This is a genomic window from Camelimonas sp. FR25, assembly GCF_059740505.1.
This window is the reverse complement of record NZ_JCAWFG010000073.1, coordinates 66332-87477: the sequence shown is the minus strand read 5'-3', so window position 1 is coordinate 87477 and position 21146 is coordinate 66332. Positions and strand designations below refer to the sequence as shown.

The window sequence follows — 21146 nt, the reverse complement described above, 5'->3', positions numbered from 1 at the left end:
TGAAGGCCGTCATGCCCGTGCTCGTCACGGGCATCCACGTCTTTCCCCCTCCGGCGCGCCCTGCGTTATGGCGGAAGGCGGCGTGGTCAGTCGCAGCGTTACCACCGACGGAGGGACACCTGCCACGGCCAAACGCGTGGATGCCCGTGACGAGCACGGGCATGACGGCGGGGGTGGGGCCGGGGGTGGCGATTGGGCGATCGTGCCCCCGCTCTCACCCCAGGCGCCGCGTCCTCACTCCGCGCGCAGCGCCGGATCGCCGAAGCCGCCGCCGGTGGGGGTGATGATGGTGACGGCTTCGCCAGGGGCCAGCGATATCTGGGCCGAACCGCCGAGCACTTCGAGCTCGCCGTCGCGGCGGCGCACCAGATTGCCGCCGGTCTGGCCGGGCGCGCCGCCGAACAGGCCATGCGGCGGCTTAAGGCGGTGGCCGGAGAGGATGGCGCACTCCATCGCCTCGCGAAACCGGATGGTGCGGCTGACGCCGTCGCCGGCGTTCCAGCGGCCCTTGCCGCCTGATCCCTTACGGATGTGGAAATCCTCCAGCACCACCGGGAAGCGGCTCTCCAGCACTTCCGGATCGGTGAGCCGCGAATTGGTCATATGAGTCTGCACGGCGGCGACGCCGTCGAAGCCGTCGGCGGCCGTGGCTGTCGCCGCATCATAGCGCTGGCCATGGATGCCGGCCGGCGCGCCGGAGCAGATGGTCTCGTAATATTGGTAGCGATCATTTCCGAAGGTCAGATTGTTCATGGTGCCCTGGGCTGAGGCCAGTACGCCGAGCGCGCCAAACAGGCAGTCGGTCACCGCCTGGCTGACCTCGACATTGCCGGCCACCACCGCCGCCGGCCATTGCGGCGCCAGCATCGAGCCCTGCGGCACGATGATGCGCAATGGCCGCAGGCAGCCCGCGTTCATCGGGATGTCGTCGGCGGCCATGACGCGGAAGGCATAGAGCACGGCGGCGCGGGTCACCGGCTCCGGGGCGTTGAAATTGTCGGCCTGCTGCGGCGACGTGCCGGTGAAATCCACTGTCGCCCCGCGCCGGTCGGCGTCGACGCTGATGCGCAGCTCAATGGCGCAGCCCTGGTCCATCTCCACCCGGAAGGCGCTATCCGCAAGCTGCGCCAGCACCCGCTGCACGCTGGCGCAGGCGTTGTCCTGGACATGGCCCATATAGGCCTCGACCGCGTCCAGGCCGAAATGGCCGAGCATGCGGCGCAACTCCGCCGCGCCCTTCTCATTGGCGGCAATCTGCGCCTTGAGATCATTGACGTTCTGCTCAAGATTGCGCACCGGCCAGCGCCCCCCGCTGAGCAGCGCCCGCAGCTCCGCCTCGCGCATCTCGCCGCGATCGACCAGCAGGAAATTGTCGATATAGACCCCTTCCTCCTCGATGCTGCGGGCGCGCGGCGACATGGAGCCAGGGGCGATGCCGCCGACATCGGCGTGGTGGCCGCGCGAGGCCAGCCAGAACAGGATGCGCGCGCCAGCGTCGTCGAACACCGGCGTGCACACGGTGATGTCCGGCAGATGCGTGCCGCCATTGTAAGGCGCGTTGAGGCAGAACACGTCGCCAGGCCGGATGGTCGGATTATTGGCGATTACCGTCGCCACCGAGGCGTCCATGGAGCCCAGATGCACCGGCACATGCGGCGCATTGGCCACCAGATTGCCGGCGCCGTCGAACACGGCGCAGGAGAAGTCGAGCCGCTCCTTGATATTCACCGAACTGGCGGTGTTCTGCAGCGTCAGGCCCATCTGTTCGGCGATCGACACATAGAGGCTGTTGAAGATCTCCAGCATCACCGGATCGACCGCAGACCCCGGCGCGCGGCGATCGGCGCGCGGTTCGATGCGGGTGAGCATGAGATCGCCGTTGCGGCGCATCACGGCGCGCCAGCCAGGCTCAACCACTACGGTCTGATTGGGCTCCACCACAATCGCCGGGCCATCGACAAAGGCGCCGGCGACCATCTCCGCCCGGGCCGCCACCGGCGCATCGCGCCAGCCGCCCTGGCTGTAAAAGCGGGTGCGGCCCTGCAGCGGCGCCGGCGTGAGCGCCTCATCGCGCGCGCCCTCATTCGCCATGCCTTGATCGCTGGGCGCGCCGCCGCCAGCGCATTCCACCTCGATCGCCTCTACCACCAGGGCGCGCCCCGCCTCGACGAAGCCGTAGCGCTGCCGGTGCGCCGCGGCGAAGCGCCGGGCCAGCGCATCCGCCGTATCGTCTGCCTGCACGGGCAGATGCAGGGCGCTATCGGATCCGGCGTAGCGCACATGCGCCCGCACCGCGACCCGCACCCCGGCTGCGTCAACGCCGTCGGCGCCGTTGACGCCCTGGGCAGCCAGCTCCGCGCGGCATTGCTCCGCCATGTCCTGCGCCGCGGCCGCGATCGCCGCCGGGGCCTGCTCATCAAGGGCGATGTCGAGCCCGCGCGTGCGCGTGGCTGTGACCTCGGCGAGGCCCATGCCATAGGCGGACAAAAGGCCGGAGAACGGGTGAATCAGCACCGTCTCCATGCCCAGCGCATCGGCGACGAGGCAGGCGTGCTGGCCGCCAGCGCCGCCGAAGCAGTTGAGCGCATAAGCGGTGACGTCATGGCCGCGCTGCACCGAAATGCGCTTGATCGCCTCGGTCATATTGGCCACGGCGATGGCGATGAAGCCATCGGCGACCTGCTCCGGGCTGCGGCCATCGCCGACCTGCTCCGCCAGGCTGGTAAAGGCGGCGCGCACCGCGTCGACGTCGAGCGGCTGATCCTGCTGTGGGCCAAAGATCGCCGGAAACAGCGCCGGATCGAGCTTGCCGAGCATGACATTGGCGTCGGTGACGGCGAGCGGGCCGCCGTTGCGGTAGCACATCGGCCCAGGCATGGCGCCGGCGGATTCGGGCCCCACCCGAAAGCGGGCGCCGTCATAGCGCAGCAAGGAGCCGCCGCCCGCCGCCACCGTGTGGATCATCATCATCGGCGCGCGCATGCGCACGCCGGCGACTTCGGTCTCGAACGCCCGCTCATAGTCGGGCAATCGCCCGGCGTCGCCCTCATTGCCGGCCTCGCCGTCAAAATGCGCCACATCGGTCGAGGTGCCGCCCATGTCGAAGCCGATCACCTTCGGGAACCCCGCCGCCAGCGCCGTGCGGGCCATACCGACCACGCCGCCCGCCGGGCCCGACAGAATGGCGTCGCGCCCCTGGAACAGCCGCGCCGAGGTCAGGCCGCCCGACGAGGTCATGAACATCAGTCGCACGCCATCGGCATTGTCCGCCGCCGCGCCATCGTCGCCGCTGAGCCTGAGGCCAAGCTCCTCAGTCACCTGGGCGACGTAGCGGTTGAGCACCGGCGACAGATAAGCGTCGACCACCGCCGTATCGCCACGGCCGACGAATTTGATCATCATCGAGGCCTCATGCGAGGCGGTGACCTGGGTGAAGCCCATGGCGCGGGCGATCGCGGCGGCGCGGGCCTCATGCTGCTGGTATTTCCAGCCATGCATGAACACGATGGCCAGCGCCCGCCAGCCGTCATCGCGTAGCCGCTGCAGCGTCACCCGCAACTCATGCTCATCCAGCGGCTGCTCGACCGTGCCGTCGGCCAGCACCCGCTCCTCGACCTCGGCGACCACGCCATACAGCTCTTCCGGCTTGGCGATCTGGCGGGCGAAAATATCGGCGCGGGCCTGGTAGCCAATGCGCAAGGCGTCGCGAAAACCGCGCGTGGTCAACAGGGCCGTCGGCTCGCCCTTGCGCTCCAGCAGCGCATTGGTGGCGACAGTGGTGCCCATGCGGATGTCACGGATCAGCCCCGGCGGTATCGGCGCGCCGGGCGCAAGCCCCAGATGCTCGCGGATCCCCTGCACCGCCGAATCCCGCCATGTGGCGCGTTCGGCGCAGGCGTCGCCGTCTCCCGGTGCCGCTCCGGCTCCGGCTCCGCCGTCGCCATGGCGCAGCGCCGGGTTTTGCGACAACACCTTGCGGGCGTGCAGATGCCCATCCGGGTCGCGTCCTATCACATCGGTGAAGGTGCCGCCCCGGTCGATCCAGAAATCCCAGCGCCCGGCGCCGCTGGCCGCAGAGCGGCCCTGCCCGGCTGGCGCAGGCTGCGGGGTCTCGACCTGCGGATGCTGTGCCGGGGTGTCGCTCATCGAAATCTCCTGCCCCGCTGCGGGGCGCGCGCGCCTGAGCGCCTCAACGGATAATGCGCATGTGCATGGTCATGGCCACGCACCCGTGGCATAACCGATTCACGGAATGGAAGGAGGTCGCGCCAGCGCACGACCGCAGGTTTCCGTTCAGCCAGCGTCGCGCGACGGCGACTGGCGCACACAGGCTGATTGTAACGGGTAGGCGCCATGTTCAAACCGAATTCGCTGAGGCCGCTTTCGCTTCCGGCGCAGGCAATGGCCGCGCTGGCCTTCGCCGCTGGCGTCACCGCTCTGGCTGGCGCCGCCGTCGCCCGTGATCAGGTCCCGGCCGAGACCCGCACCCACCCCTGGTCGGCCGTGCTGCCAGGCTGCGCCGACAATATGGTGCTGTACAAGGTCTCCGACCGCTTTGGCCGCACCGAGGCCAATTATTGGAACTCCAGCCTCAAGATCACCGCTTACGACCAGATCACCACGCTGGCTGACCGTCCGCACGGGCTCGATTATATTCCGCGTCGCTATTGCAGCGCCCGCGCCTGGATGTCGGATGGCTATTACCGCACCGTGTATTATTCGGTGGCCGAAGCGCTTGGTATGCCTGGCCCAGGCCTGTTCAACGCCGGCTATGAACCCTATGGCGTGACCTATTGCGTGGTCGGCCTCGATCGTGGCTGGAGCAAACCGCCAGGCTGCCGCTCCGCCCGCCCGCAAAACTGATCGCTGTCGCCGCGCCATGTCCTTGCAGTCGAAACGCATCATTGGCGGCGTCGCCATCGCCGGGGCGCTGCTTGGCGTCGGGCTGATGGCCGACGCCATGTTTGGCGACGGCGACGCAGGCGCGCCCCCTAGCCTCAATTTCACCAGCCTCAGCTTCAACCGGGCCGAAGCGCAATCTGGCCGTCCGCAGGCCGATCGCGGCGCGGTCCCTGGCCGGTTCGACCAATATGTGCTGGCCATGTCGTGGTCGCCGGGATTCTGCGCCCGCGAGGGCATCCGCAAGCAGCGCAGCCAGTGCGACATTGGCGAGCGCAATGGCTTTGTGGTGCATGGGCTGTGGCCGCAATACGCCAGCAATGGCTACCCCAGCGAATGCGCCCCTGCGCCGCGCTATCCATCGCGCATGGCCCTGCGCGCCGCCGAAGGGGTGTTCCCTGAAGAAGGGCTCGCCCGTCACCAGTGGCGCAAGCATGGGACCTGCTCGGGCAATACCGCCGTCGACTATTTCCGCGACGTGAAACGGGCGCGCGAGATGGTGAGCATCCCCGACGCCTATCGCGATCTGGACCAGCCGATGCGCAGCTCGGTGATGGAGCTGAAGCGCGCCTTCGTCGCCGCCAATCCGCGCCTGCGCGCCGACATGATCGAGGTGTCGTGCAGCCGCGGCGCGTTGCAGGAAGTCTATATCTGCTTCAGCAAGGATCTGCGCGGCTTCGAGCCCTGCGCCGACATGGGGCCGCCGCGCTGCCGCTCGGGCTTTCAGGTTCAGCCGCCGCGCTGACGCTCAGGATTTGCCGTGAACTATCGCCACGCCTTCCATGCCGGCAATTTCGCCGACGTCATGAAGCACGCCCTGCTGGCGCGCCTGCTGACCCATCTGCAGCGCAAGGACACGCCGTTTTTCGTGCTCGACACCCATGGCGGCGTCGGCCTCTATGATCTCGACGCCGACGAGGCGACGCGCACCGGCGAATGGCTGCGCGGCGTGGCGTTGACCGAAGCGCCCTTCGCGCCCGCCGTTGAAGAATTGCTGGCGCCGTGGCGCGCCGCCCTCGCCGCCACCCGCACGCGCCATGGCGCCGCCGCTTTTCCCGGCTCACCGATGCTGATTGGCGAGATGCTGCGCCCCGGCGACCGGGCGCTGGCGGTGGAGCTGCACCCGGCGGATGTCGAGCGGTTGAGGCAGGCGCTGGCCCCGGTGCCGCGCATCCGCGCCCTGCACCTCGACGGCTGGACGGCGCTGCACGCCAATATTCCGCCGAAAGAGCGACGCGGCCTGGTGCTCATCGACCCGCCCTATGAGCAGCCAGGCGAGCTGATGGCCGCCGTCGATGAGGTGACCCGCGCCTTGCGCAAATGGGCCACGGGCATTGTCGCGCTGTGGTATCCGGTCAAGGACCGGCGGCAGATCGACCAGGCGGCGGCGCGGCTGCGAGCCAGCGGCCTGCCGAAACTGCTGCGGCTCGAAATGTTTATCGACAGCGATGGCCCGCCCGACCGGCTGAATGGCAGCGGCCTCTTCATCGCCAACCCGCCGTGGCGGCTGGATGAAGAAGCCAGGGTGTTGCTGCCGGCGCTGGCGGCCAGATTGGCCCCGGACGGACGAGGCGACGCCCTCGTGCAGTGGATTTCCGGCGAAGAGCGCGCCTGACACCGAAGAACACAGGCCCGGCGCCCGATTCGGTCGCCCCTCCCAGCGCCTGAACCTGCCAGGAAGCCTGGGCGGCGCCACGCCGTCGCGTGAGCCGCCAGCCGCGCGAGGCTCGCCCAGACCAGGGGGCTCTTGCTCCTCATACCCCGGCGATAGCGCTTGCGCCGCAACCCATGCACGGGCAGATTCTCTCCCGCCCCGGCGCTGCTGCAGCGCTGTTGCGGCGTCACGCCTATGAGGCGCTGGCGTCTGACCATGGTTGAGCGACGTCCACGCAAGAGACGCGCCAGCCAGCACAGGAAACGCAGGAGCGGCGCCCCATCGGCCATTCAGGCCCGATGCGACGGGTTGCGCTCCGCCCAGACAAGGATGGGGCCTGTCCAGATCCGGCGACGGCGGGTCGGGCCCCGATGGGGGTACTCACATGCAATTGCGCTCGTCGCCACTTTCACCCTATGCGCGCATGGCGCTGATCGCCGCCGACGTGCTCGGCCTCGGCGATCAGCTGACGCCGACGCCGGCCAGCGTGTTTCCGCCTGACGCCGAGCTGGCGCAGCAGAACCCGCTGGGCAAGATCCCGGTGCTGCTCACCGATGACGGCCAGGCGCTGTACGATTCGCGGGTGATCCTCGATTATCTCGACCATCTGGCTGGCGGCGATCGCATCATTCCCGTCAGCGCCGGGCGCTACGAGGTTCTGCGCCTGCAGGCCCTGGCCATCGGCATCATCGAAGCGGCGGTGCTGCAGGTTTATGAGAAGCGCTTCCGGCCCGACGAGCGCCAGCATCCGGAATGGGTCGCCGCCCAGGCGGCCAAGGTGACGGCGGCGTTGGCGGCGCTGGAGGCGAGCCCGCCGCCAGAGGTGGGAACAGCGCGCGCCGTGCCTGACGTCGGCCAGATCGCCCTCGCCTGCGCCCTCGGCTATCTCGACTTCCGCTTTGACGGCGCCTGGCGCGGCGACTGCCCGAAGCTCGCGGTCTGGCTGCAGCAATTCGAAAGCAAGGTCCCGGCCTTCGGCGCCACCCGCCCGGGCTGATCGACGGCAGAGAACGATGAGCCGTGCGCTGGACTGACGGCGGCGCGCGTGGTCGCCCGCCGCTTTCGGCGCAATGAGCAAGCGCCCGGCGTCTCAATGAAGATGATCCGAAGACGTGCGCGCCGCGACAGATGAGCTCGTGGCGCTGCTGTCGCGCGCGCTGGCCTTATCCCGACGGACCTTGCCGGCCCTGCGCCTGTCCCGCGCCGGATTTTACCGGGCCCAAAACGGAAAAACCCGGCGACCGAGGTCGCCGGGTTTCCCATAAAACGGGGAAGATCCCCGAATTATCAGAACTTGTAGTTCAGGCCGACGCGCACAACGCCGAACTCGTTGCGCTTGTTGTTGCCACCGAAGTAGGCCTGGTCAGCCAGGTACCAGTTGTTCTTGTTCTTCTCGAGCGACACATACAGACCCTCGACCTTGGCGGTCAGGTTGTCGGTGAATGCGTACTCAAGACCACCGCCGAGCACCCAGCCAGCCTTGGTGTCGCTGTTGTTGCCGCGGTAAGCCCAGTCGTTCACGCCGTAGTAGCCACGGTCGCTGCCGCCGCCGCCGTAAGCGAAACCACCGGTCACGTAGACGAGGGCGCGGTCGATGGCCACACCGGCGCGGGCGCGGACGGTGCCGAACCACTCAATGCCGCTGTTGCTCTCGTAGCCCCAGTAGCCCTTGCTCTTCAGGTCGGCGTACTGGATGTCAGCTTCGGCGCCGATCACGAACTGGCCGATCTGGTAGTTGTAGCCGATCTGGCCACCACCGACGAAGCCGCCGTCGTTCGAGGACGAGCCGTAGCCGTAGTAGGCGTACGAAGGAGCATACAGGTAGCCGTAGTTGCTTTCCTGATTGGTGTTCCAGCCGTAACCAGCGTTCACACCGACGTAGAAGCCGGTCCAGGTGAACACGGGAGCAACAACCACCGGAGCAACCGGAGCGTACTTACGCGAAGGCAGGTCAGCAGCGAAAGCGGAACCGGCGGCCAGCATGGTGGCGGCGGCAACGCCAGCAAGAAGAATCTTTTTCATCACTCACTCCGTTCTTTGCTTGCGATGGAGGGCTTGCGCCGCTCACCGCGAGTTATAGGCACTTACACCGACCTGCGCCGGGATGTCTGTAGCACTCCCGCAACAGCGCCTGTCGGCTTTAAGGCAAGATTGTGAACCGCTGCCCCAAAACTGGGAGAAGTTCATCCAGTCCGCCTTCAGACCCGCACGTTTGGCCCCGCACTGACGGCGCCCTCATATCACCATGTAACTGGATGGAGATCTGAGGGCGCCGCTTGACCCAGCCGGTCTAACGTCGCCGTTGTCCGTCGCCTGTGAGCACATTCATATCCAAAATGCGGCCAAAGTGGAGCGAAACCCGATCTCGTGGCTAAAGAGATGTTAATGGGGCGCATTGCAACGCAAAATCATGGACTTAAACATTGTCTCGCCCGCATTTTCGCCGCTCGGCGGCGGGCCAGAACAGGGAAACGGCGGCGCTGCCGCCAGCGCAGGCCCGGGCCTGCGTTGGGGTGCGCCGTTTTTGCCACACCCGGACCTGGCGGCCGCCGCGCTGCCGACGGGCTGGGTGCGCTGACGCCGACCGCCCGTCGCCTTGCTGAGGCGCTTGGCTCATGGCAGTAGCTGGCGACACACAGGACCAGGGATCGATGTCGAACGCCGCCCTTCACATTTCCGTGTTTGTGATTGCGCTCAATGAGGCGGACCGCATCCGGCCCGTGCTCGAAGCGGCGCGTCAGCTGTCTGACGATGTCATCGTCATTGATTCCGGCTCCACCGACGGCACCCAGCAGGTGGCGGAGGCGGCGGGCGCCAAGGTGATCCATCATGACTGGCCTGGCTATGGCCTGCAGAAGCGCTTTGGCGAAGACCAGTGCCGGCACGACTGGGTGCTCAATCTCGACGCCGATGAGGTGATGCCGCCCCGGCTGATCGCCGAGATCAGGACGCTGTTCGCAGGTCATGGCCCGCAGCAGGACGCCTTTCGCATTCCCATCGCCGAGATGTTCCCTGGAGAGAAGGAGCCGCACCGCTTCGGCTTCTCTCTCGCGCCGGTTCGGCTGTATCGCCGCAGCGTCGGCCGCTACTCGGCCTCGCCAGTGCATGATCGTGTCGACCTGCCGCCGACGGCGCGGGTCGGCAAGCTTCGCGGCGTCATCCATCATTATTCGGTGCGCTCCATCGGCGACCAGATGGCCAAGCTCAACCGCTACACCGACATGCAGGCGGATGATCTTGCGGCGCGCGGCGTCAAGGTCTCGGCGCTGCGACTGCTGGTGGAGTTCCCCGCCAACTTCCTCAAGGCCTATATTGGCCGGCGACATGCGCTGCGCGGGGTCTATGGTTTCATGACGGCGATGAATTTCGCTTTCTACCGCTATCTGCGCGTTGCAAAACATATAGAGCGACGCCTCGCGGAGCAGGCGCGCAAGGAGGGGCGGCTTTGAGCGAGGCGCGCGATGCAGCGACCCGGACGGTGGCGGCGCAGATGAATGAGGCGCTGAATTCGCCAGCGCCGGCGGCGCTGGTCACAGGTGGAGCCAAGCGCATCGGCGCGGCGATCTGTCTTGCGCTGGCCCGCGCGGGCTATGCGGTCGCCATCCATTGCAACCGCTCTGAGGCGGAGGCGCGCGAGCTGGCTGGCCGCATCCACGCCATGGGCGGCCGCGCCGCCGTGGTGCGCGCTGATCTGGAGAACGCCGTCGACACCGGCCGACTGGTGGCCGAGGCCAGCCAGCTCATCGGGCCGCTGACCCTGCTGGTCAACAGCGCCTCGCTGTTCGAATGCGACGCCGTGCTCGACCTCGACATCAATTTGTGGGAGCGCCAGTTCGCGGTGAATTTGCGCGCTCCGGCGATCCTCGCCAGCGCTTTCGCCCGGGCTTTGCCTGCCGGCGCCCATGGGGCGATCGTCAATATCCTCGACCAGCGGGTGTGGAAGCCGACGCCGCGCAATTTCTCCTACACGCTGACCAAATCGGCGCTGTACACCGCCACCCGCACCATGGCCCAGGCGCTGGCCCCCACTATACGGGTCAACGCCGTGGGACCTGGCCCAATTCTGGCCAGCGAACGCCAGACCGCTGACGATTTCGCCACCCAGATCGCCAGCCTGCCGCTGGCCCGGCAGATCGATCCGGACGAGATCGCTGACGCCGTGCTGTGGCTGGCGCGGGCGCGCAGCGTCACCGGCCAGATGATCGCCGTCGACGGCGGCCAGCACCTGGCCTGGCGCACCCCGGACGCGCTGATCGCCGAATGAGGCGCCTGGCGCCAGAACCCGATGAATATGACACATCGGGTTCTGGTTAAGCCCGTGCGGCGCCTGAGCATTTCAGGATGCGGATGAGTCAGCATCTTTGCATCCTGGTATGAAGCCAGTCGCTATCTGCAGCAATCAGGCGAGGGCGATGGCCGATATCAGCCGGCCATAATCTGGCTCGGCGCGATGGGTGCTGCGGCGATAGCTGAAGAAGCGGGCCGCGTCAGAATAGGTGCACAGCCCCAGATCGTGGAAGGCGCCGACGCCCGCCGCGCCCAATCGCGCGCCGATATAGGCCGGCAGGTCGAACATGGCGTGGCCGGGGCGCGTCGACGGGGCGAAGAACCGGGCGTTGTCAGGGCCCGCCGCAACGACATTCTCGACAAATTCCGGACCGACCTCATAGGCGGCCTGGCTGATGGTCGGCCCGAGCGCCGCCGTCACCTGGCCGCGCCGCGCCCCCAATCGCTCCATGGCGTCCAGCGTCGCCTCCAGCACGCCAGAGACAGCGCCACGCCAGCCGGCGTGGGCGGCGCCGATCACCTGGTTTTCCGCATCGACAAACAGCACCGGGCCGCAATCGGCGGTGGCGATGGCCAGACCAAGGCCCCGGGTCGCCGTCACCATGGCGTCGGCGCGCGGCCGCTCGCTCCACGGCGCCGTCACGCTCACCACGTCGGGCGAATGGATCTGGTAGAGGCTGAGGAGGCGCTCCGGCGCGACGCCGATCTCCTGGGCCATGCGGCTACGGTTCTCATGCACCAGTTGCGGTGCGTCGGATGAGCCGACTCCGCCGTTCAGCGACTGGTACAGCCCGCCAGACACGCCGCCTTCGCGGGTGAAGAAAGCGTGGCGCACGCCCGGGGCGGCGGCGAGGGCAGGCGCGGTGATCTTCATGGTCGCCTCAGGGTTCGGACGATGGACGGTTGCGGCATGTGCGGCGCCTCGCGCCGCGGCGACAGGCCCGGCGGCGGCGCCAGCTGCGAGGCGGCGATGGCCATGACCTTGAACAGCGCCCCCATGCCGCCGGCCTCACTCGAAGTCAGGCGGCGCAGGCCCTCCTCGATCTGGCGGCGCTGCGGCTCGCGGGCGTTCCGCTTGAGCTGCTCGGCCCGGGAGTTGGCGCCGAGGGCACGCAGGAACGCCCCCTGCTCCACCGGCCCATCCACCACCACGCCACGCGCCAGCGCCGCGCGGGCCAGCGCGCCAAAATCCACATGGGCGGTGAGGTCGGCCTCGCCTGGCGTCGACAACGGGTGGACATATTGATGCCGGCGCACCGCCTGCAGCGTATCGCCAAGCGCGCTGACCGCATGACCATAGTCAATGATCAGCGCTGCGCCGCCGAAGCGCCGCAAGCGGTCAGCCAGGCCGGTGATCATATTGATGCTGGCCACGGGGATTTCCATCACCGCGCCCTCCTCGCCCGGCAGCTCCTCAAGGCCAGGCTCCACATCAGCCGCAAGGCCGAACAGCAGTCCGCCATCGGCAGCCAGGCCAACCAGCCGCTCGCGCCAGCCTTCCGGCGAGCGCACATATTGGCGCACCGGCAGCGCGTCGAAGAACTCATTGGCGATGACGATCATCGGCCCTTCCGGCACATCCTCGATACGGTCGCGCCACGCCACCGGGATCGACGACAATTCGCCCTCGGCCGACAGCGCCTTGCGCTGCAGCTGGCGCAGCACCGGGCTGGTCTCCACCAGATTGAGCCGCACGGCGTTGCGGAATTGCGGGGCGACGCGGGCGGCGCGCAGCGCGTCGGCCATCAGCGCGCCGCGCCCGGGACCCAGCTCCACCAGCTGGATGTCGCGCGGGCTGCCCATCATCCGCCAGACTTCCGCTGACCACAGGCCGATCAGTTCGCCAAAGATCTGCGAGATATCCGGGGCGGTGATAAAATCGCCATCGGCGCCGAACGGATTGCGCGAGATGTAGTAGCCCATGGTGGGGTGGCCGAGGCACAGCCCCATATAGCGCTCGAGCGGAATCGGCCCCTCGGCGGCGATGATGCGCACAATCTCCCGTCCCAGCGCCGTGGTCGGCGGCGCAGCCAGCCGTGTCGTCACGCCTGCGCCTCCTTCTGGATGGTGCGGCCGCTGAGGCCCAGCCACAGCAGGATCACGCCGGCGATGAACAGGGGGATGCACAAGATCATGCCCATGGTCAGCCCGCCCTCAAGGAAGCGCACATCGGCGCCGAGCAGGAAGCCAAGCTGCGGGTCGGGCTCGCGGAAAAATTCGCAGACGGTGCGGGCGATGGCGTAGCCAACCGCGAACACCCCGGCGACCACGCCAGGACGACGGAAGCCGAACAGGCGCACGGCAATGGCCACGACGATGAACAGGATCAGGCCCTCGGCCAGCGCCTCATAGAGCTGGCTAGGGTGGCGCGGGATGGGCCCGCCATGCGGAAACACCATGGCCCACGGCACGTCTGGCGCTGGCCGCCCCCACAGCTCGCCATTGATGAAATTGGCGATGCGCCCGAGAAAAATCCCGATCGGCGCCACCGCGCCCGCCACATCGCACAGCGACAGCGGCGACAGGCCGCGCGCGCGCGCCAGCAGCCACATGCCGGCGATGGCCCCAAGAAACCCGCCATGGAACGACATGCCGCCGTTCCACACCGCGAAGATCGACAGGGGATCGGCCAGATATTCACGGAAATTATAGAACAGCACATAGCCAAGCCGGCCGCCGAGCACCACGCCGAGCGCCACATAGACCAGCATGTCGTCGAGATCATTGCGGGTCGGCCGGCGCACGTCGCCCCACAGACCGCGCGCGCCAATCAGCTTGCGCGCATAGAGCCAGCCGCCAAGAAGGCCGACGATATAGGCCAGCGCGTACCAGCGCACGGCCAGCGGGCCGACCGAGAAGATGACCGGGTCGATCACCGGGAAAGGAATGGCGAATACGGGCATGGCGGATCCGGGGTCTCAGGCATGACAGCGCCGCTTCTCCGGCCCTGGGGCCGCAGCGAACAGGAGGCGACGCCACCATGCCCTGGTGATTCTGGCGGATTTCTAAACGGCTGACGACCGCTCTGACGAGGACGCCTGTCCGCAGGCATAAGCCGCCGGACAATCATTGGCCAGATCAGTGGCGGCGACAGGCGCCAGCGACTTGCCGGATGGGCGGCCCGCGTGGCCGCCCCGGTTGCTGATCGGCCTGCGCCCCACTATCTAGAAGGCACGCCTGCGCATCCGGCGCCGCCTGCCGCCAGTCTGGCGCAACGCGGCGCGCCGGAGCGACTGGCGCGCCCTGCCGTCAGACGACAGCGTCTGGCCGGAGCACGTGGCGCGCAGAACAATGAAACTGAGCGCATAATCTGGCTGGTCACGCCGGATCATGCCCTGGCTCCGCTGGAGAACGGCCATGTCGATCGGTTCAAACCGCCTGCTTGATGAACTGTCGCGCCTCGCCACCGACGCGGTTGGCGCCGCCCAGGGCGTGCGTCGCGAGGCCTCCGCCGTGGCGCGCGGCCAGATCGACCGGCTGACCCAGTCGCTCGACATGGTGTCGCGCGAGGAATTTGAGGCGGTGCGCGACATGGCGATCGCCGCCCGTGAAGAAAATGACCGCCTCGCCGCCCGCATCGCCAAACTCGAGGCGGCGCTGGTCGACAGCGAGGGTCGTCCGGCGACGGCGGACGAAGGCCCCGCGCCACGCGGCGATGAAGGCTCAGTGGTCGCAGACTGACACGCCTGATGACGCAGGCGGCGCGGCGCCCGTGGGCGCCCTGCCGCCAGTATGGTTTCACAACAGCGTGACGGCGCACAAATGCCCGCGCGAGCAGGAGGTGCGCCAGCCCGCGCGCGTCGTCTGCTGCGCGACGTTTCAGAGTGCGTTCGGTCAGCTTCGCCGACACCCCGCGCCTGATCGTGTGCCCCAGCGAAAATACGGGCTCTGGCGGTACGCCGTCGCCACCGTGCCGGCGGCCTGATTTGGCCCCGACGTCGCATTGGCGCGCCCCATTCCCGCCCCCTCGACAACCCACCATTAACAGAGCCGTGTGTGGACAAGGCGCGCCCTGGGCGACGCCAGCCGCCTGCTGGCGCGGTCGCTTGTGGACAGCGCCCGGACGGGCGTTGTGGCGCGCGCCAAAATCCCGGACAGTTCAGCATGTTCGCAGGCGGATTCCTGCGCGTTATAGTCAAACGACAGGTGATTCGCCCGCTTCATCATGGACGGGCGCAGCGGTGTTCTGACGAATACTCCGGCTGCCCTGAGGTTTGACCAGGCGCCGGGCAGGTGTTTGCGTGGCTGCATCAGCGGAGCGCGCCTCACAGGCGGCGCGACGCGGCGTGGCCACAGCGGCTGGCGGCGCGGCGGCGACGGGCTGTCCCAGATATGCTGGGGCCCCACGTCCCTGTCGCCTCCAGCGCGAGATGTTGCGTGTGCGCCGCGTCAGGTTCGCCCAGCCCGCCCCCGGGTCCCGCGCCTGCGCCGACCAACAGCGAAGGGCCCCGACATGACCTTTACCGAACTGGCCATGATCTCCCGCAGCGAACATCCGCTCGATGTGCTGGAACGTCTGGCCGCCAGCCAGGACTGGGCGTTCGATCGTGAGGATGACGACGAGCTGTCGGTCACCGTCAGCGGCAGCTGGGCCGAGTATCACATCGCCTTCACCTGGGTTGAGGAGGTGGAGGCGCTGCATGTGGCCTGCGGCTTCGATCTGCGCACGCCGGCGCGGCGGCGCAATGAGATCGTGGCGCTGGTGGCGTTGATCAATGAGCAGCTGTGGCTGGGACACTTCGACCTGTGGGCCTCCGAGAATGTGGTGATGTATCGCCACGGCCTGCTGCTGGCTGGCGGGGCAGAACCGACCCAGAGCCAGTGCGAGGTGCTGATGACCACGGCGCTGGAAGCCTGCGAGCGCTATTATCAGGCGTTCCAGTTCGTGCTGTGGGCCGGCAAGCCCGCCCGTGAGGCGCTCGACGCCGTGCTGTTCGAGACCCAGGGCGAGGCCTGAGCCGAAGCCCAAGCCTCAACCTCAGGGCGAAGCCAGGCGGTCGCGCGCGGTCAGCCGCGACCAGCATTGGCTGGCGCCTTTCCTCGCCTTCCCGGCGCTGTGGCCACCACATCTTTCCTTGCGCGCCAGCCGGCGCTATGCACCGGGCCGATCCGCGTCGCCGCAGCAGGCTGGCGGCGGACGTTCCATGACCGCCGGGAACTGTGGCCGCATGCCGCCCCGGCCGCAGAGAGGCCCCCATGGCGCAGTTTCCCGCATCCATCGTACTCGCAGGCGCCGGCCGCATGGGCGGCGCCATGCTGGAAGGCTGGCTTGAAGGCGGCCTCGATCCGGCCAGCGTCCAGGTGATCGAGCCGCACCCGTCAGCGGAATTGCTGGCCCTCGCCGCCCGCTTCGGCTTCGCCCTGAACCCGGCCGCAGCAGAATTGCGCCAGCCGCGCGCCCTGGTGGTCGGCGTCAAGCCGCAGATGCTGGCGGAAGCGGCGCCTGCGCTCGCGCCGCTGGCCAATGGCGCTGGCTTCATTCTGTCGATTCTCGCCGGCAAGACCATCGCCAACCTCTCCGCCGTGTTCCCCGACGCCGCCGCCGTGGTGCGGGTGATGCCGAACCTGCCGGCCTCGATTCGCCAGGGCGTCAGCGTCGCCGTCACCGACGCCCGCGCCGACGCCGCCATGCGCGCCGAAGCCGACGCGTTGCTGCAGGCGGCGGGCACGGTGGAATGGGTCGAGGATGAGGGGCTGATCGACGCCGTCACCGCCGTCTCGGGCTCGGGCCCCGCTTATGTGTTCCATCTGGTCGAGGCCATGGCCCAGGCTGGCGTCGCCGCCGGCCTGCCTGCCGCGCTGTCTGAGCGCCTCGCCCGCCAGACGGTGATCGGCTCGGGCGAATTGCTGCGGGCCTCCAGCGCCGGCGCCGGCGCGCTGCGCGAGGCGGTCACCTCCCCCGGCGGCACCACCTTCGCCGCGCTGCAGGTGCTGATGCGCGACAAAGACGGCATGCCCGCCCTGCTCGAAGAGGCGATCGCCGCCGCCGCCCGCCGCTCGGCTGAACTCTCCGGCTGACTGGAGCAGGCCACGGCCCAGGAAACCGCCATCAGGCGCCCGCATCGCCGGGCGCCTTTTCCGTTGGCGGCGGCGCGACATAATGCTGGCGCCGACAGGGCGTTGAATGCGAAGCTTGCCGGAAGGAGAAGCCCGATGTCCCCAGCCGCCGACGCCACAGGCGCCCCCAGGGGTGCAAACCAGGACATGTCGCGCCCGCCACGCGAGCGCATCATTGAGGCGCTGATGGCGCTCGCCGCCGAACAGAAATGGAGCGAGATCGGCGTCAATGAGATCGCCAGCCGCGCCGGCGTCAGCCTGCCGGAGTTTCTCGCGGCGTTCCCGTCCAAGGGCGCGGTGCTCGGCGGCTTCGCCCGCATGATCGACATGAAGGTGCTGGCCAGCCATGCCGCCAGCGAGGATGACCTCGGCGGCGAACCGCCACGCGAGCGCCTGTTCGACATCATCATGAACCGGCTCGACCACATGGGGCCGTATCGCGACGGCCTCCGCGGCGTCTACGCCGGCGTGCGCCAGGAGCCGCTGACCATTGTGGCGCTGAACAAGGTTGCGCAAAATTCGTGGCGCTTCATGCTCGCCGCCGCCGGCATCAACACCGAGGGGCCAATGGGCGCCCTGCGCATCCAGGGCGCGGCGGTGCTGTTCGCCCGCGTTGTCGAGACCTGGCTTGACGATGACGACCCTGGCCAGGCCCGCACCCTGGCCAAACTTGATCGCGAGCTGGAGCGCGGCGCCCGCGCCCTGTCGCTGGCCGATGACGCCTGGAAAGTCACCGCGCCGCTGCGCCGCCTCGCCTGCGCCGTGCTCGATCGGGGCTCAGGCCGGCGTTCGCAGCACAAGCCCACGCAAGCCGACGCCGATGGCGCCGATGCGCCAGAAGCGCGAGCCGGCAAAGGCGATAACACTGCAGCGCCAGTCTGACTGGGCTGATCACTGCGGCACGTTGCGCATGGGCAAACTGCGCCAATGCGCAAACATAGGCCGCCACACGAGCCTGGGCGCCCGACGCGCTGCATTCAGACGCTCTCAGGTCCCGACTTGAGCGCCATCCTGAGGTCGCTCCAAAGCGAACAGGCGGCAGCTGCCTGCCAGCGCCTCCAATGCGGTGCGGTCAATCTGCCCCTGCCCACTGTGACGCGCGGCCTATGCTGAAGTTCAGGGCAAGCGATTTGGCGCCAGGCTGCGAAATTTGCAGCAAGAATGCTCGGCGAGCCTTCGTATCGTACTGCGCCGAACTAATTATACCTTTGTATTGCAACAGCACATCTCCACACCATTAATCGACCCAATGGTTGCAGCGATGGGCATCGCCCCCTCAGATCATGGGCGCAACCCACTCCCAGGCGACCCATTTCATGAAAAATCTCACGATTGCCACCGCGTTCGCTCTGAGCGCCCTCGCGCTCGGCGGCTGCGCCACCATCACGCGCGGCACGACCAACCAGGTCACCTTCCAGTCGGAGCCGGCTGCGGCGGAGATGCGCACTTCTGCGGGGCAGACTTGCATCACGCCCTGCACCCTCACGGTGTCACGCAAAGCGGAGTTCACTGCAATATTCAGCAAGGCGGGCTATCAGGAAGTGCAGATCCCGGTGCAGACCCGGGTCGCCAGTAGCGGCGCCGCAGGGTTCGCAGGCAATGTGCTGGTCGGCGGCGTGGTGGGCATGGCAGCCGACGCCGCCAGCGGCGCCACGCTTGAGCACACGCCCAATCCGGTTATCGCCAATATGACCCCAACGCCGCCTCGCGCCCACCACCCGGCCCGCCGCCACCACCGTAAGGCGCGCCCGACAAGCTAAGTCTTTCTGGAGCATGATCGTTGGGGCCTGCACGCACGCATCCACCCGATGTTCTTGCCGCCAGTGCAATCGGCCCCGGATGCGCCCGGTTTTGGCAACCCACGCCACCCTGTAACGGTGTCCTGGGTTAAACCGGCACGCGCACCATTGCCCGCACGCCGCCGAGCGGGCTGTCCTGCAGCACCACATCGCCGCCGTGGGAGCGGGCGATATCGCGGGCGATGGCGAGGCCGAGGCCGGAGCCGCCTTCGTCCTGATTGCGCGCCTCGTCGAGTCGCACGAATGGCTTGAACACCTCCTCACGCTGCTCGGGCGGCACGCCCGGGCCATCGTCATCCACGGTCACCACCAGCCAGCGGGCGTCGCGCATGGCCGCGAGGGCGATGGTCGCGCCGTGGCGGGCGGCGTTGGAGGCGAGGTTGACGACGAGGCGGCGGAAGGAATCCTCGCGCACCTTCACCCGCAAATCCCCCGAGGTGCTGAGGCTGACATTGTGGCCGACCCGTTCGAGGTCGAGCTGCACGTCCTCAAGCAATTCGCCGACATCGGTCTCGTCCGCCTGCTCCTCGGCGTCGCCGCGGGCAAAGGCGAGATAGGCCTCGAGCATGCGCGTCATCTCGTCGACGTCCTTGCGCAGGTCGGCGACGTCCGGGTCGTCGTCGGGCATCAGCGCCAGCGACAGCTTGAACCGGGTCAGGATGGTGCGCAGATCGTGGCTGACGCCGTTGAGCATGGTGGTGCGCTGCTCCATGGCGCGCTCGATACGGCGCTTCATCTCCATGAAGGCGACGCCGGCCCGGCGCACTTCCGCCGCGCCGCGCGGCCGGAAATTCGGCTCGCGGCCCTTGCCGAAATCCTCGGCGGCGTCGGCCAGCCGCAGCACCGGCCGGATCTGGTTGCGCAGGAACAGGATGGCGACAATCATCAGCACCAGCGCCGTGCCGAACATCCACATCAGGAAGATGTGCGAGTTGGAGGCATAGGCAAGGCTGCGCCGCGCCAGAATGCGCATCACCGTATTGTCGAGCTGGACGCGAATCTCGATCAGGCTGGATTTGCCTACGGTGTCGATCCAGAACGGCCGCGCCACCTGCTTGCGGATTTCCTCCGACAGCACGCCGTCGAGCAGCGAGAAGAACGGCTTGGGCTGCGGCGGCGGCAGGCGGTCGCCAGGCAGAAAATCAATATCCATGCCGAGCCGGTCGGCGGCGATGCGGGTGATGGTCTGGTCGTCGGTATCCTGCGGATAGCTCTGGTAGACGTCGATCAGCGCGGCGATGTCGGCGGAGACGGCGGAGGACATACGCCGGGTCACGGTCTGGTAGTGACGCTCCAGAAACACATAAGCGATGACGGATTGTAGCAGCAGCATCGGCGCGATGATGATGATCAGCGAGCGGGCGTAGAGGCCCTTCGGCATCACCGAGCCGAGCCAGCGCGCCATGCGCCGCCACAGCCGCCGGGGCGCGGCCAGCGCCTCCCCCGCCTTTCGGGCGAAGGCTGTGACCCGTGGCGCCCGGCGCTCCGCCGCGGACCGCCAGGAGCGCGTCGCCGGGCCCACGGCGGCCATGACGGCGCCGCCGGCCTCACGCGCAAGGGCCGCCGCCGAACGGGCGCCAGCGCCAGCGCCGCGCAGCAGCTGTCGCGTCTGGGCGCCCAGCCTTCGCAGTCGCGCGTCGGCGTCCCGCGTCTGCATGTCAGCCATCCACGAGCAGCCGGTAACCGACGCCGCGCACGGTTTGCAGCCAGGCCGGATTGGCCGGGTCGTTTTCGATCTTGCGACGCAGGCGGTTGATCTGCACGTCCACCGTGCGCTCGCTGGCCGCCGCCGGGCCGCCACCGGAATGGCCGGAGATCACCTCGCGCGGCACGTTCTCGCCATTGTGGCCGGCGAGGATGGTGAGGATCTCGCGCTCGCGATCGGTGAGGCGCACCACCTCCTCGCCCCGGCGCAACTCGCCCCGGTCGAGGCGGTAAGTGAACGGGCCGAAGCTCACCTGCTCCGGCGCGGCGGATGGGCCGGAGGTGGCGGCGACCCGGCGCAAGATCGCGCCGATGCGCAGCAACAGCTCGCGCGGCTCAAATGGTTTGCCGAGATAATCATCGACGCCGATCTCGAGGCCGCGAATGCGGTCCTGCGGGTCGCCGCGCGCCGTCAGCATCAGTATCGGGGTGTTCAGCGTGCGCCGCAGCCGCGCGGCGAAATCGAAGCCATTTTCGCCCGGCATCATCACGTCGAGCACCATGACGTCGAACTGCATGTGCACGAGGCGCGAGGCGGCGTCGGCCGCGTCGGCGGCGGCGGTGACGCGATAGCCATTGTCGCCAAGAAACCGCGCCAGCAGATCGCGCAGGCGGCGGTCGTCATCGACCACCAGCACATGCGGCGCGTCATCCAGCAAGGGCGCACGGGCGCGGGCTGCGGCCATCTGCATCACTCCATCAGCGCCGAGGCGCCCGCATCAGCGCCGTAGCGGCGGCGCCGCGCC

The 21146-nt window shown here is 68.2% G+C and carries 18 protein-coding genes; 11 read left to right on the top strand and 7 right to left on the bottom strand.

All coding sequences use genetic code 11. The annotated features are described in order from the left end of the window. Positions 1-234: 234 nt before the first annotated feature. Entirely contained in the window at positions 235-4146 is a 3912-nt protein-coding gene (locus AC6A67_RS08625; RefSeq protein WP_498036140.1) for a hydantoinase B/oxoprolinase family protein, read from the bottom strand. Positions 4147-4401: 255 nt separating this feature from the next. Between AC6A67_RS08625 and AC6A67_RS08620 the strand changes: the two genes are divergently transcribed. From AC6A67_RS08620 to AC6A67_RS08605, 4 genes are all read left to right on the top strand, one after another. After that, on the top strand, positions 4402-4863 hold the full coding sequence (locus tag AC6A67_RS08620) for a hypothetical protein (RefSeq protein ID WP_498036139.1): 462 nt from the start codon (positions 4402-4404) through the stop codon (positions 4861-4863). 16 nt (positions 4864-4879) lie between these two features. After that, a complete protein-coding gene (locus AC6A67_RS08615) occupies positions 4880-5644 on the top strand; it encodes a ribonuclease T2 family protein (RefSeq protein WP_498036138.1) in 765 nt (254 codons plus the stop codon). A gap of 15 nt (positions 5645-5659) precedes the next feature. Continuing rightward, the gene (locus tag AC6A67_RS08610; RefSeq protein ID WP_498036137.1) at positions 5660-6514 is read left to right on the top strand and encodes a 23S rRNA (adenine(2030)-N(6))-methyltransferase RlmJ; all 855 of its coding nucleotides are present in this window, start codon (positions 5660-5662) and stop codon (positions 6512-6514) included. Between the two features lie 424 nt (positions 6515-6938). Then, positions 6939-7550, top strand: coding sequence for a glutathione S-transferase family protein (locus AC6A67_RS08605; RefSeq protein WP_498036136.1), 612 nt, complete (start codon positions 6939-6941; stop codon positions 7548-7550). Positions 7551-7840: 290 nt separating this feature from the next. Here AC6A67_RS08605 and AC6A67_RS08600 read toward each other — a convergent pair whose 3' ends face one another. Next, a complete protein-coding gene (locus AC6A67_RS08600) occupies positions 7841-8575 on the bottom strand; it encodes an outer membrane protein (protein ID WP_498036135.1) in 735 nt (244 codons plus the stop codon). 629 nt (positions 8576-9204) lie between these two features. Here AC6A67_RS08600 and AC6A67_RS08595 point away from each other — a divergent pair. Together AC6A67_RS08595 and AC6A67_RS08590 are read left to right on the top strand one after the other, a co-directional pair. Continuing rightward, positions 9205-10002: a glycosyltransferase family 2 protein gene (locus AC6A67_RS08595; protein WP_498036134.1), complete on the top strand. Its 798-nt coding sequence runs from the start codon at positions 9205-9207 to the stop codon at positions 10000-10002. A gap of 41 nt (positions 10003-10043) precedes the next feature. Further along, on the top strand, positions 10044-10817 hold the full coding sequence (locus AC6A67_RS08590; protein WP_498036160.1) for an SDR family oxidoreductase: 774 nt from the start codon (positions 10044-10046) through the stop codon (positions 10815-10817). A gap of 135 nt (positions 10818-10952) precedes the next feature. Here the strand turns inward: AC6A67_RS08590 and pgeF are convergent, their stop codons facing one another. The 3 genes from pgeF to lgt are packed head-to-tail and all read right to left on the bottom strand — an operon-like array spanning position 10953 to position 13743. Then, positions 10953-11714: a peptidoglycan editing factor PgeF gene (gene pgeF / locus AC6A67_RS08585; protein WP_498036133.1), complete on the bottom strand. Its 762-nt coding sequence runs from the start codon at positions 11712-11714 to the stop codon at positions 10953-10955. Further along, on the bottom strand, positions 11711-12886 hold the full coding sequence (locus AC6A67_RS08580; protein WP_498036132.1) for a class I SAM-dependent methyltransferase: 1176 nt from the start codon (positions 12884-12886) through the stop codon (positions 11711-11713). The genes pgeF and AC6A67_RS08580 overlap by 4 nt, the downstream gene beginning before the upstream one ends. Next, positions 12883-13743 (bottom strand): prolipoprotein diacylglyceryl transferase, encoded by an 861-nt coding sequence (gene lgt / locus AC6A67_RS08575; protein WP_498036131.1) that lies wholly within the window; start codon positions 13741-13743, stop codon positions 12883-12885. Before lgt ends, AC6A67_RS08580 begins: the two co-directional genes overlap by 4 nt. Before the next feature lie 454 nt (positions 13744-14197). Here lgt and AC6A67_RS08570 point away from each other — a divergent pair, with 454 nt between their 5' ends. From AC6A67_RS08570 to AC6A67_RS08550, 5 genes are all read left to right on the top strand, one after another. Beyond that, positions 14198-14521 carry an accessory factor UbiK family protein gene (locus tag AC6A67_RS08570; protein ID WP_498036130.1) on the top strand — a complete coding sequence of 108 codons (324 nt, stop codon included), beginning with the start codon at positions 14198-14200 and terminating at the stop codon, positions 14519-14521. A gap of 772 nt (positions 14522-15293) precedes the next feature. Then, entirely contained in the window at positions 15294-15797 is a 504-nt protein-coding gene (locus tag AC6A67_RS08565) for a type III secretion system chaperone family protein (protein WP_498036129.1), read from the top strand. Positions 15798-16036: 239 nt separating this feature from the next. Beyond that, the gene (gene proC / locus AC6A67_RS08560; RefSeq protein ID WP_498036128.1) at positions 16037-16858 is read left to right on the top strand and encodes a pyrroline-5-carboxylate reductase; all 822 of its coding nucleotides are present in this window, start codon (positions 16037-16039) and stop codon (positions 16856-16858) included. 135 nt (positions 16859-16993) lie between these two features. Continuing rightward, on the top strand, positions 16994-17779 hold the full coding sequence (locus AC6A67_RS08555) for a TetR/AcrR family transcriptional regulator (protein WP_498036127.1): 786 nt from the start codon (positions 16994-16996) through the stop codon (positions 17777-17779). A 434-nt stretch (positions 17780-18213) separates the two neighbouring features. Then, positions 18214-18657 carry a translation initiation factor 2 gene (locus AC6A67_RS08550; RefSeq protein WP_498036126.1) on the top strand — a complete coding sequence of 148 codons (444 nt, stop codon included), beginning with the start codon at positions 18214-18216 and terminating at the stop codon, positions 18655-18657. A gap of 127 nt (positions 18658-18784) precedes the next feature. Here AC6A67_RS08550 and AC6A67_RS08545 read toward each other — a convergent pair whose 3' ends face one another. After that, positions 18785-20227: an ATP-binding protein gene (locus AC6A67_RS08545; protein WP_498036159.1), complete on the bottom strand. Its 1443-nt coding sequence runs from the start codon at positions 20225-20227 to the stop codon at positions 18785-18787. Between the two features lie 127 nt (positions 20228-20354). Continuing rightward, positions 20355-21086 (bottom strand): response regulator, encoded by a 732-nt coding sequence (locus tag AC6A67_RS08540; RefSeq protein ID WP_498036125.1) that lies wholly within the window; start codon positions 21084-21086, stop codon positions 20355-20357. Positions 21087-21146: the final 60 nt, after the last annotated feature.

Bases quoted from the DNA above. Each gene is read 5' to 3' on its own strand.
- AC6A67_RS08625 (WP_498036140.1), bottom strand. From the start codon at position 4,146: ATGAGCGACACCCCGGCACAGCATCCGCAGGTCGAGACCCCGCAGCCT.
- AC6A67_RS08620 (WP_498036139.1), top strand. From the start codon at position 4,402: ATGGCCGCGCTGGCCTTCGCCGCTGGCGTCACCGCTCTGGCTGGCGCC.
- AC6A67_RS08615 (WP_498036138.1), top strand. From the start codon at position 4,880: ATGTCCTTGCAGTCGAAACGCATCATTGGCGGCGTCGCCATCGCCGGG.
- AC6A67_RS08605 (WP_498036136.1), top strand. From the start codon at position 6,939: ATGCAATTGCGCTCGTCGCCACTTTCACCCTATGCGCGCATGGCGCTG.
- AC6A67_RS08600 (WP_498036135.1), bottom strand. From the start codon at position 8,575: ATGAAAAAGATTCTTCTTGCTGGCGTTGCCGCCGCCACCATGCTGGCC.
- AC6A67_RS08595 (WP_498036134.1), top strand. From the start codon at position 9,205: ATGTCGAACGCCGCCCTTCACATTTCCGTGTTTGTGATTGCGCTCAAT.
- AC6A67_RS08590 (WP_498036160.1), top strand. From the start codon at position 10,044: ATGAATGAGGCGCTGAATTCGCCAGCGCCGGCGGCGCTGGTCACAGGT.
- pgeF (WP_498036133.1), bottom strand. From the start codon at position 11,714: ATGAAGATCACCGCGCCTGCCCTCGCCGCCGCCCCGGGCGTGCGCCAC.
- lgt (WP_498036131.1), bottom strand. From the start codon at position 13,743: ATGCCCGTATTCGCCATTCCTTTCCCGGTGATCGACCCGGTCATCTTC.
- AC6A67_RS08570 (WP_498036130.1), top strand. From the start codon at position 14,198: ATGTCGATCGGTTCAAACCGCCTGCTTGATGAACTGTCGCGCCTCGCC.
- AC6A67_RS08565 (WP_498036129.1), top strand. From the start codon at position 15,294: ATGACCTTTACCGAACTGGCCATGATCTCCCGCAGCGAACATCCGCTC.
- proC (WP_498036128.1), top strand. From the start codon at position 16,037: ATGGCGCAGTTTCCCGCATCCATCGTACTCGCAGGCGCCGGCCGCATG.
- AC6A67_RS08555 (WP_498036127.1), top strand. From the start codon at position 16,994: ATGTCCCCAGCCGCCGACGCCACAGGCGCCCCCAGGGGTGCAAACCAG.
- AC6A67_RS08550 (WP_498036126.1), top strand. From the start codon at position 18,214: ATGAAAAATCTCACGATTGCCACCGCGTTCGCTCTGAGCGCCCTCGCG.
- AC6A67_RS08545 (WP_498036159.1), bottom strand. From the start codon at position 20,227: ATGGCCGCCGTGGGCCCGGCGACGCGCTCCTGGCGGTCCGCGGCGGAG.
- AC6A67_RS08540 (WP_498036125.1), bottom strand. From the start codon at position 21,086: ATGGCCGCAGCCCGCGCCCGTGCGCCCTTGCTGGATGACGCGCCGCAT.